Below are 10,409 nucleotides of genomic sequence, written 5' to 3' on the forward strand. Positions count from 1 at the left end.
AATACCAAATCCCCCATTTCTTTTGAACGAAATGTAGCAATTCTTCAAACGCTCCCCACAAAATGGACGTGACCCTTGTTCTGGTCTTAAGCCTTTTCAATTCGCGATTCGCGAATTACGAAATAATCTTTACGCGTAATCGAAGAGAGCACATTGAATTCTGAATATTTTAGCTTTAACCAACTTTTACCTTATTGAATATGCCAAAGCCAAAACTGACCTACCCGCGATTCACCCTGGGCGTAACGCTTAAAGACTCTCCTTATCCTATCGAAAGAGAGATTGTAGTGAGTTCGACGGACAGCTTAAATGATCTTCATTTCTACATTCAAAGCGCGATGCCGTGGCAGAACTATCACTTACATGAATTTCGACGTGAGATTGGTTCAAACGATATAGTTACCTACGGCGATGCCCACTTTGAAGAAGTACCCAGTGAAAATGATACAAAGCTGCACGCCCTCGATAGTGTTTTCACGAAAAAAGGAGACACCATACTTTATGAATACGACTTCGGTGACAGTTGGCTGCACGAAATAAAGCTATTGAATATTATTCATGACCCACAGGCCTATCCCGTAACTCCATTTCTTCGTTCCGCAAAAGGCGCTTGTCCGCCCGAGGACTGCGGCGGACCTCCTGGATTTGCACACTTTCTAGAGGTGCTTAATAACACCAAGCATCCGGAGCATAAAGAGACCAAGCAGTGGGGCGAAAGTCAAGGCTTTCGAGGAACCCAAGAAGATGAAGATCACTTGGAACTGCACCTGAGTTTAACCTACCACAAGAAAATGGAGGTTTACTATCCGGATACAGGCCTATTTGATGAATTCTATGATGATTATATGGAATAATTAATCAAAGGGGCCTCGGTTCGAGCCCAAGTGGAAAAGCAAAAAAAAGAAAAGGTCAGCCAGAATTTGGTAGAGCCGATGTTGTGCCTTTGTACTTTATTGTTCTAGTATTTTCATCAATCTATGATTCAGGTATAGCTTTTCTTTGCCTACTCTTACGGATTTTAAGAATCCCTGTTCTTCTAAAGCGATGAGGTAATTTCCAACTGTTTTCGGTGTGCCTAATCCTATATCAATCAAGTATTGTCTTTTGGTGTAAGGGAGTTTGAAGATGACTTCAACTAAATCTTTGGAATATACTTTCGGAAGCCTTTCTTTTATTTCCTGCCCGGTTGTTTCCATGAGTTGAATTATTGCTTCTAGTCTACCTAATCCCTTAATGGCGGTTGTTTCAACCATATTGAGCATGTAGATTATAAACCTTGACCAGTCCTGTTCTTCTGTAACGCTTCTTAACCCTTCGTAATATTTTTCTTTATGCTTGATGATGTATTCACTTAAGAACAGAGCAGGAATATCAAGTAGTTGCTCAAGTTTCAATTGAAGTAAAAGAAGAATGCGACCTGTTCTTCCGTTACCATCCGAAAATGGGTGTATAGCTTCAAACTGGTAGTGAGCAATTGCCATTTTTAGTAGCGGGTCTATTGAATCATTTTCATTTATAAACGCTTCGAGGTTGGCCATTTTATCCAAGATAACTTGTTCTCCTGAGGGAGGAGTGTAGATCACATCTCCTTGTGTGTTGGATAAAGTGGTACCTGGTGTTGTTCTAATTCCAGCTGTGTTTTGTTTGATACATTGCACAAGCTCTACACAAAGATTAGTTGTAATGAAAGGTTTTTGCTCGAGTCGTTCAAAGCCCAGCCAGATGGCTTGTTTATAGCTAATCACTTCTTTAGTTGCGGGGTTCTCGAACTTCTTATCAGCCACCACGGCTTTGTATAAGTCATCATTAGTTGTGATAATATTCTCTATTTCAGAACTGGCTTTTGCTTCCTGTAGGTGAATTGTGTCAAGAAATAAACTAGGATTAGGTAGGTTTCTTATTGCGCCATTTAGTTGAGCTAAAGCTCTACTAGCTTTAATGGTTTTGGTTAGAACCTCTTTAGTTGCCAGGTCTGCTTTAGGTGGAAGTAGAGGCAGGTCATTATAAGGAAGAGACTTATCGAAGCTGGTCATAAAGAGAGTAGCTTTTACACTAGAGTTTATTTCAAGTGTAAATATACCTTTTTTTTACCCTCGTTTTGCATTGAAAGGTAATCTTTACGCTCGTTTTTCAGCATGAGGTACAACTTGTCATAAACAAGCATTAGTTGAAGAAAATAAAGAGCTGTTCTGAGGCTTAGCCTAAATTCCGCAATTAATCATGAACATCCCAGATTAAACTACCCCGCTCCCCGTCGCACGTAAATAGCCCTACTCCAAAGCCCTACTAAATTAACTCAGCGGCTAAATGATCTCTAAGAAGACCTTCTGGAACGACATAAACCACCACCTCACGATCTAACAATCGATTCTGGAAAAAAAATGGCCCAAAAGATCAAAAAAGGAAAAATCCACCCGAAGTTAACCCCCGTAAAACCGGGTAAAACAGCTCAAAAAAAGGGGACTTTGCTCGACGGTGGCTCGACAGAAAAAATCAAAGCTCCTGAAAATCAGGGGCTTAAGGGTGTTTTTGGCGGTCTGGACGGGACTCGAACCCGCGACCCCATGCGTGACAGGCATGTATTCTAACCAACTGAACTACCAGACCGTGTTCTAAAGAACGTGCAAGCCTTTCCGCTTGCGGAGCGCAAATATAAAACCTTTTTCTTGAAGGAAAAGAATGCGCCTAAACTTTTTTATTAGGGTTTCTGCCTGCGGCAGGATGCACCTCTATCCTCCCCCACTCAACTATCCGCCGAGGCGACCATGATCTGGCGACAATTCGACAAGGAGTTACGGAGTCAACAGCTCGTAGCCCACAAAGTCGATTCCGTTCAAACGGTCACTCAAATGCTGATGACCGATCCGCAAAAAGTATTTTCCTTTGTCCGTTAAGGTCCATTCCGGGATATACACCCGCAACAGGCGGTCGTGCTTTCCCAGTTCATCGGCCTCGGATACGCGAACTTCTTTTTCGACCTCCTTGACCCCCGCGGTCGGATGAATCAACTTAACGTTCAAGTACAGCCGATCTAAATCGAACCCGGGTTGCAGCCCGATCACGATATTCATCTTTTCGGGATAATCCCTCGTTTTATTGATCCTTAAAAGGGCTACATCTTTATAGTACCAGATGTCACCGGTGAATTCACGCAGATCTTCATTCTGTACCACGGGCTCTACTCCCTCGGATCGAAACGACCATCGAGCCGAGAGGCTCGAATCAATAAGAGCAGCGCAGAAGGTATCGCCTTTCATCAAGGGCCAATGCTTGATCAAATGCCAATTCGTGTCCTTTAGGGCCACAAGATCGTACAACGTATCGCGTCCGATACTGAACTGAACCACCTTTTCTTCGGGCTTTTTAAGTCCCTCGACGCGAACATAAACGGCCCGCTCCTCCGCTGTTTCAGCACAATGACAGTTCGCAGGCAATACGGTGTCCCTTAGAGCCACATCCCCTTGCACCCCCGATTTCACCTTAACGGTGTCCCTTAGGGCCGGGTGCTGCTGTGTACTGTCCGGTTTGGTGGTGTCTGGCTGAGTGGTGAGCAATGAACCATAAGCCATAGGCTGTAAGCCAAAAGCCATAGGCTCTTGATCCGTAGACCTTGGACCATAAACTGTGGCCAATGAGCTATAAAATCTGGACTGTAGACCGTGAACTCCTGCAGATGCTACTACTACATCATCGCCTTTTGTATTGTAATATTGGAATGACCCGCTACTGTGAACCACACCGTCGCTGCAGCTGTAGCTGTTGCCGTTGCTGTCGCTGTTGCCGTTGCCATAGCTGTTGCTGTTGCTGTAGCCGTAGCCGTAGCCGTTGCTGTTGCCGTAGCTGTCGCTAATGCTAATGCTAATGCTAACACTAAGCGCTATCGCTAACCACCTCATCAGTACAGCTTTTGTCTTTTGAGCAGGTAAGGCAATAAAACCTGCTTGAAACCGAGGTTGATATCGGCCGGAATAAAATCAATATGATACTGAGCACAGCGCAACTCCAACTCTTTCTCCAGCTGAGTTACTCGCTTTACATACTCTTGCTGTATCTCTCCGGCCTGCACCTTAATCTCCTCGCCACTTTCCATATCCACGAACTTGTACGGTCGATTCTCAAATTCAAAATCGATCTCCGCAGCTCTATCTACGACATGAAATAACAGCACCTCGTGTTTGTTGTACTTCAAATGCTGCAGCGCCTGAAAAAGCTCATCTTGCCCCTTGTCCAACGTATCGAACATATCGCTGAAAACCACAACCAGCGAACGTTTGTGGATCTTCTCGGCGATCTCATGTAAGGCCTTTACAGCAAACGTGCCCCGCTTTTCTTCGGGCTGACCAGCAAGTAACTGCTGCTCTAACTCGTGATAAAGCAACTTGTGATGTCGGGTCGTGGTTCGCGCCGGGGTGATCGACCGTATTTCGCTGTCGAAAGTCGCCAATCCAACAGCATCGCGCTGCCGCTTCAAAATGTTCATCAGTACCGCAGCCGCATAAATACTGAACTGAATTTTATTCGGCTGTTCTATGCTCAGCTTCTTCCGAACCGGAAAGAACATACTCGAGCTCTGGTCGAGCACGATAAAGCACCTCAGATTAGTCTCTTCCTCATATCGCTTAACGAAAAGCTTGTCGGTACGCGCATAGAGCTTCCAGTCAATATGCCGAGTACTCTCACCCGTATTGTATAAACGGTGCTCAGCGAACTCCACACTGAAGCCGTGGTAGGGGCTTTTGTGCAAACCCGTGATGAACCCTTCCACCACCTGTCGCGCCAATACCTCCAGCGATCCAAAATCCCTTAATTGCTCTTCCTGTATCTCGGCCATCCGAACGAATATAAAAAAAGGGCTAATGTCGCCATTAGCCCTTCTTCCTTAATTTTCCCTATTATAACTGAGCGTCAAGCTTCCCGGCAAGTACTTCTTTCGGGGCAACTCCCACTTGCTTGTCTACAACTTCACCGTTCTTGAAGATGAGCAGCGTTGGGATATTGCGAATTCCGTACTTCATGGAAATTTCGCTGTTGTTATCCACATTTACTTTTCCAACGACCGCCTTATCAGCGTAGTCGTTCGACAATTCTTCTACGATTGGACCTACCATGCGGCATGGCCCGCACCATTCTGCCCAGAAATCAACCAATACCGGCTTTTCGGAGTTGATGGTGTCTTCAAAATTACTTTGATCTAATTCAAGTGCCATAGCGTTTCCAATTAATTAGGTGTCTTATGCAACACCACAAAATTAACTCAATTAAACTAAACCGCAAGGTCGCACATTGTTCACTTTAACGTGAACTCCAAACCTTTTATTTCTTCTAACTCCGATAGAAGTTCTTTATTGACATCGACCCGAAACTTTCGCGCCGGCATTTCAACCGACAGTTCCTCATCGGGGTCGACGATCCTCATTTTAACGTACTGCTTACCGTGATGTTTCTTCAGTACGGTTTCCAATAGATCATTAAAAGATTCGTCTAAAGTACTCAACGGAATCGTTAGAAAAAGTCCTTTATCTGACTGTTCCATGACTTCCTGCAACAGCCCAATGTGAGCGATCTTCTCTTCTAATCTCACCGTTCTATCACCGGTCTGCTTATTTACCCACTCGCGCTGCTGAATCCTCACCCGGGCATATACAAAGCTACCCGGCACCAGCATGTGCCGGAGCTTCAAATAATCTTCAGAAAACACGCGGAATTCGTGACTGTCGTTATAGTCTTCCATCGTAAACTTACCCCAGGGCTTGCCCGTCTTCGTCGTCAAATGCTCCACCGAAGTTATGATACACGCCACCTTCAACTCCTTACCCACATTCCGCTCCGGAAATTTAAAGTAACCCAAATGCGCGTTGCGAAAGAACTCCATCTCCACCTTAAAGTCGTCCAACGGATGTCCCGTAATAAAGATCCCAACGACTTCCTTTTCCTTGCGCAAGGCCTCTATTTTATCCCAGGGTTCTGCCTGCGGCACGATGGGTTCCGGAATTTCCATATCATCTGTCCCACCAAACAAGCTCGCCTGTGCGCTGGCCGCCTGTTGCTGAACGGCATTTCCGAACTTCATGGCCCGCTCCAAGAACGATCGCCCATCGTTGTCCTCGTGAAAGAACAAGGCTCTATGATGATGCTCAAAATTGTCGAAAGCCCCCGCTAACGCCAGTCCTTCCAAGGTCTTCTTATTCACCGTTCTCAGATCGACTCGCTTACACAAGTCAAAAATGCTCGCATATGCTCCGTTCTCTTCGCGTTCGGCAACAAGGGCTTCAACAGCTCCTCCACCGACTCCTTTAATTGCACCTAAGCCAAAACGGATGGCACCGTCCGGATTCACCGTGAAGTAGTAGTCCGACTCATTGATGTCCGGACCCAATACCGGAATCTGCATACGCTTACACTCTTCCATGAAGAAGGTGACATCGGTAATGTTATTGAGGTTATTCGACAGTACCGCGGCCATGAATTCGGCCGGATAATTGGCTTTGAGGTACGCGGTCTGATAGGCCACATAGGCGTAGCACGTGCTGTGCGATTTGTTGAAGGCGTAGGCCGCGAATGCCTCCCAGTCTTTCCAAACCTTCTCGGCAATTTCGGTATCGTGCCCGCGCTCTGCACAACCGTCCAAGAACTTGGGCTTCAGTTTGGCCAGCAAGGCAAAGATCTTCTTACCCATGGCTTTCCGAAGTACATCGGCCTCACCCTTGGTGAATCCGGCCAACTTCTGACTCAACAACATCACTTGCTCCTGGTAAACCGTAATTCCATACGTCTCTTCCAGGTACTCCTTCATATCCTCGAAATCATAGGTGATCTCCTCTCTACCGTGCTTTCGCTCAATGAAATTCGGGATGTATTCAAGGGGTCCGGGGCGGTATAGCGCGTTCATGGCAATGAGGTCGCTGAACTGCGTTGGAACCAATTCTTTCATGTACTTCTGCATCCCGCGACTCTCGTACTGGAAAATCCCTACCGTTTCGCCCCCCTGGAAAAGCTCGTAGGTCTTTTCGTCGGTCAACGGAATCTCATCCGGATCGATCTCGATCCCGTGCCGTTGTTTCACCAATTCAATGGCATCCTTGATCAGTGTCAAGGTCTTTAGCCCCAAGAAGTCCATTTTGAGCAGTCCGGCATTCTCTACTACAGAGTTATCGAACTGGGTGACCAAAAGATCGGCGTCCTTGGCCGTTGTCATGGGAACATGCCCTGTCAACGGCGAGGGGGTGATAATCACGCCGCAGGCGTGAATCCCTGTATTTCGGACCGAGCCTTCCAGTATGCGCGCCTGATTCAACGTTTCGGACATTAAGTCGCTTCCTTCGGAGATCTTGATCAACTCCTCCGCCATGCCGATTTGCTCGCTCCGAAGCTTGTCCTTGCGCTCCTTTTCGCTCCAGCTGAACAACTTTTTCAACTTGGTGTCCGGCACCAACTTGGCCAATCGATCAGCGTCGGGCAGCGGAAGGTCCAATACCCGAGCGGCATCGCGAATGGCCGATTTTGCCGCCATGGTGCCGTAGGTGATGATCTGGGCCACTTGGTGATAACCGTACTTATCGACCACCCATTCAATGATCTTATCGCGACCGCGGTCGTCGAAATCGATATCGATATCAGGTAGCGATACCCGGTCCGGATTCAAGAAACGCTCAAAAAGCAGGTCGTACTTGATGGGGTCCACGTTCGTGATACCAATGCAGTAAGCCACGGCCGACCCCGCCGCAGAACCCCGGCCCGGCCCAACGGAAACGCCCATCTTACGGGCCTGACTCGTAAAGTCTTGAACGATCAAAAAGTATCCGGGATATCCGGTGTTCTCAATGGTAGCCAACTCAAAATCGAGTCGCTCCGTGATCTCTTCATTCAATTTCTCACCCCAACGCTCTTTGGCTCCCTGATAGGTCAAATGCCGTAAATAGGCGTTTTCTCCTCGGTTTCCGCCATCCTGTTCATCGGCCTCATCCCTAAACTCCTCAGGAATATCGAATTTTGGAAGCAGCACTTCCTGCGCCAGCGCAAAGTTCTCGACCTTATTGAGAATGTCGTTGGTGTTTTCGATCGCGGCCGGAATCGCAGCGAAGAGTTCTTTCATCTCTTCCTGCGACCTAAAATAGAACTCCTGATTAGGGAGGCCATATCTGAATCCCCGCCCCTTCCCTATCGGATCGCTCTGCTTGGCACCATCGCGCACACAAAGCAAAATATCTTGTGCGTTGGCGTCTTTCTTTTCTCCGTAGAATACATCGTTACCGGCCACCATCTTTATCCCGTAGGACTCTGCCCATTGCGCGAAAACGTCGTTCACGCGATTCTCTTCTTCGAGTCCGTGCCGACAAATCTCCAGGTAGAAGTCATCGCCGAATTGCTCGTGCCACCACTTCAACTCTTCCTCCGCCTGTTTTTCACCGACGTTCAGCAACAACGAAGGTATAAGCCCGTATTGACTGCCCGTAAGCACCATCAATCCTTCCTTGTACTTCTCGACCAATCCACGATCGATCCTCGGAACGTAGTAGAATCCATCGATATGAGCATGCGAACTCAGCTTGGCCAAATTCAAATACCCTTTCCGGTTCTTGGCCAAGAAAACAATGGCCGCACCGTTGTCCTTGTACTCTTTGTTCGTGTGGTCCTGACAGACATTCAGCTCGCAACCGACCACTCCCTTAAGCTCTTTCCGTTCCCCTTCCGCTTCGCCCGCAGCGACATTTTCGTTATGCTCCGCTACACCTTTGTTGTACGCTGCCACTTGGGCAGTAAAGTGAAAAGCGCCCATCAAATTGCCGTTATCCGTCATAGCAACCCCCGGCATACCATGGGCACCCGCCATCTCTACCAGCTCTTGGGTCTTGATGGTACTCTGCAGAATACTAAAACTCGTGTGCACATGCAGGTGGCTAAACGCCGCTTCGATCCCATGCGCCTCATCGGTCGTCAATTCTTCGATTCCCCCATCCGCCTCCGGCGTATCGCGCTTATCTACCGTTTTCAGGATCTTTTTTGCCTCAACGGCAAGATGCTCCATGATGTCGGCAGCCAGAGCTTTTTCGAGAGGTATAACTCCCAACTCACCCAATCGAAAGAAGCTACGTGCCGTGGCTTCCACATCGGCCGCTGCGTTGTGCGCCTCGTCAAATGGTTTCCCAAACAGCTTGTTGTGCAATTCGGATAGCGTTGGCCATTTGAACTTTCCTCCCTTACCTCCGGGAATAGCACAATACTCTGTGGTGCGATCGTTCTTGGTGTCGATCGGAGGCAATTTCATGAACTCCTCCGCATCGGCCGTTCTCCCGAGACGCCACAACTCAGCACCTACGATATTGTAGTCGAATTCGATGTTGTGTCCTACCCCGTGATCGGCCTTTTCGACGTCGATATAAAACGCGTCCAACACCTCAGAAAGCGGACGCCCATCAGCTCGTGCTTTAGCCGTAGAAATTCCGTGTACCTTTTCGGCATTGAACGGAATGTCGAATCCGTCCGGGTAAACGATCTCGTTCTTGGCGTGAATCAAATAGCCCGAATCGTCGTGAAGCTGCCACGCCAACTGCACCAATCGGGGCCAATTGTCGGAGTTTGAGATCGGTGCGTTAAAATCCTGAGGTAAACCGGTGGTTTCGGTATCGAAAACTAAATACATGATCGTAAAATTAAGACCCTGAACCGAGCTTTGTAACCCGTGTTAATAACTATTGAAAAGGAATCATCGTACTTTAACTCCATGGAACAACCTGCCAATATTCAAACCCGAAACCTCAAGCCGACTGACTACCTCGACCTCAAAAAGACCATGCAAGAAGCCTATGCCGATATAGACGGATTGCACTGGAAAGAGCATCAGATCGATCGGTTGCTACAAGTATTCCCGGAAGGACAAATATGCGTGGAGGTCGACGGTCGAGTGGTCGCCTCCGCCCTTTCCCTGATCGTGGATTACGATAAATTCAGCGACCATCATACCTATGAACAAATAACCGGAAACTACTCCTTTGACACTCATGACCCGGATGGTGATGTCCTCTATGGGATCGACGTCTTCGTTCACCCTGAATACCGGGGGCTTCGACTAGGGCGCAGGCTCTACGAGGTCCGAAAAGAGCTGTGCGAGAATTTGAATTTACGGGCGATCATGGCGGGCGGACGAATACCTAACTACGCTAAATACGCCGATTCACTTAAACCGCGAGAATATATCGAAAAGGTGCGGATGAAGGAGATTCACGACCCAACCCTATCTTTTCAGCTTAGCAACGATTTTCCCGTTAAAGAGGGGTATTCAATTTCAAGACCTATATTTAATCGTTAGTAAATAATCTTCTGGTCTTAAGCCTTTCAAATAAATAACCCCAATGAATCAACAAATTATTGAACGATTAAAACAGCTTCGGCTCTACGGTATGCTCGGTGCC

Annotated in this window: 7 protein-coding genes and 1 tRNA gene; 2 read left to right on the forward strand and 6 right to left on the reverse strand. The window is 47.5% G+C overall.

The genetic code is table 11. From position 1 onward, the window contains the following. Positions 1-200: 200 nt before the first annotated feature. Entirely contained in the window at positions 201-854 is a 654-nt protein-coding gene (locus J4F31_10900) for a plasmid pRiA4b ORF-3 family protein (GenBank protein MCE2497066.1), read from the forward strand. Positions 855-950: 96 nt separating this feature from the next. Here J4F31_10900 and J4F31_10905 read toward each other — a convergent pair whose 3' ends face one another. From J4F31_10905 to dnaE, 6 genes are all read right to left on the reverse strand, one after another. Then, entirely contained in the window at positions 951-2,033 is a 1,083-nt protein-coding gene (locus tag J4F31_10905; GenBank protein ID MCE2497067.1) for a Fic family protein, read from the reverse strand. 497 nt (positions 2,034-2,530) lie between these two features. Next, positions 2,531-2,607: transfer RNA gene (locus tag J4F31_10910), tRNA-Asp, on the reverse strand. Positions 2,608-2,792: 185 nt separating this feature from the next. Continuing rightward, complete coding sequence (locus J4F31_10915; GenBank protein MCE2497068.1) at positions 2,793-3,896, reverse strand: hypothetical protein; 1,104 nt, start codon at positions 3,894-3,896, stop codon at positions 2,793-2,795. Further along, positions 3,896-4,831: a DUF58 domain-containing protein gene (locus J4F31_10920; GenBank protein MCE2497069.1), complete on the reverse strand. Its 936-nt coding sequence runs from the start codon at positions 4,829-4,831 to the stop codon at positions 3,896-3,898. The genes J4F31_10915 and J4F31_10920 overlap by 1 nt, the downstream gene beginning before the upstream one ends. 61 nt (positions 4,832-4,892) lie before the next feature. After that, on the reverse strand, positions 4,893-5,207 hold the full coding sequence (gene trxA / locus J4F31_10925; protein MCE2497070.1) for a thioredoxin: 315 nt from the start codon (positions 5,205-5,207) through the stop codon (positions 4,893-4,895). An 80-nt stretch (positions 5,208-5,287) separates the two neighbouring features. After that, a complete protein-coding gene (gene dnaE / locus J4F31_10930) occupies positions 5,288-9,640 on the reverse strand; it encodes a DNA polymerase III subunit alpha (protein MCE2497071.1) in 4,353 nt (1,450 codons plus the stop codon). Between the two features lie 81 nt (positions 9,641-9,721). Here dnaE and J4F31_10935 point away from each other — a divergent pair, with 81 nt between their 5' ends. Next, on the forward strand, positions 9,722-10,306 hold the full coding sequence (locus tag J4F31_10935; GenBank protein MCE2497072.1) for a GNAT family N-acetyltransferase: 585 nt from the start codon (positions 9,722-9,724) through the stop codon (positions 10,304-10,306). Positions 10,307-10,409: the final 103 nt, after the last annotated feature.

This window comes from Flavobacteriales bacterium, assembly GCA_021296215.1.
Taxonomy (GTDB): Bacteria; Bacteroidota; Bacteroidia; order Flavobacteriales; family ECT2AJA-044; genus ECT2AJA-044.

Excerpts from the sequence above, each read along its gene's own strand:
- dnaE (MCE2497071.1), bottom strand. The coding sequence starts at position 9,640 with ATGTATTTAGTTTTCGATACCGAAACCACCGGTTTACCTCAGGATTTT.
- trxA (MCE2497070.1), bottom strand. The coding sequence starts at position 5,207 with ATGGCACTTGAATTAGATCAAAGTAATTTTGAAGACACCATCAACTCC.
- J4F31_10920 (MCE2497069.1), bottom strand. The coding sequence starts at position 4,831 with ATGGCCGAGATACAGGAAGAGCAATTAAGGGATTTTGGATCGCTGGAG.
- J4F31_10905 (MCE2497067.1), bottom strand. The coding sequence starts at position 2,033 with ATGACCAGCTTCGATAAGTCTCTTCCTTATAATGACCTGCCTCTACTT.
- J4F31_10935 (MCE2497072.1), top strand. The coding sequence starts at position 9,722 with ATGGAACAACCTGCCAATATTCAAACCCGAAACCTCAAGCCGACTGAC.
- J4F31_10900 (MCE2497066.1), top strand. The coding sequence starts at position 201 with ATGCCAAAGCCAAAACTGACCTACCCGCGATTCACCCTGGGCGTAACG.
- J4F31_10915 (MCE2497068.1), bottom strand. The coding sequence starts at position 3,896 with ATGAGGTGGTTAGCGATAGCGCTTAGTGTTAGCATTAGCATTAGCATT.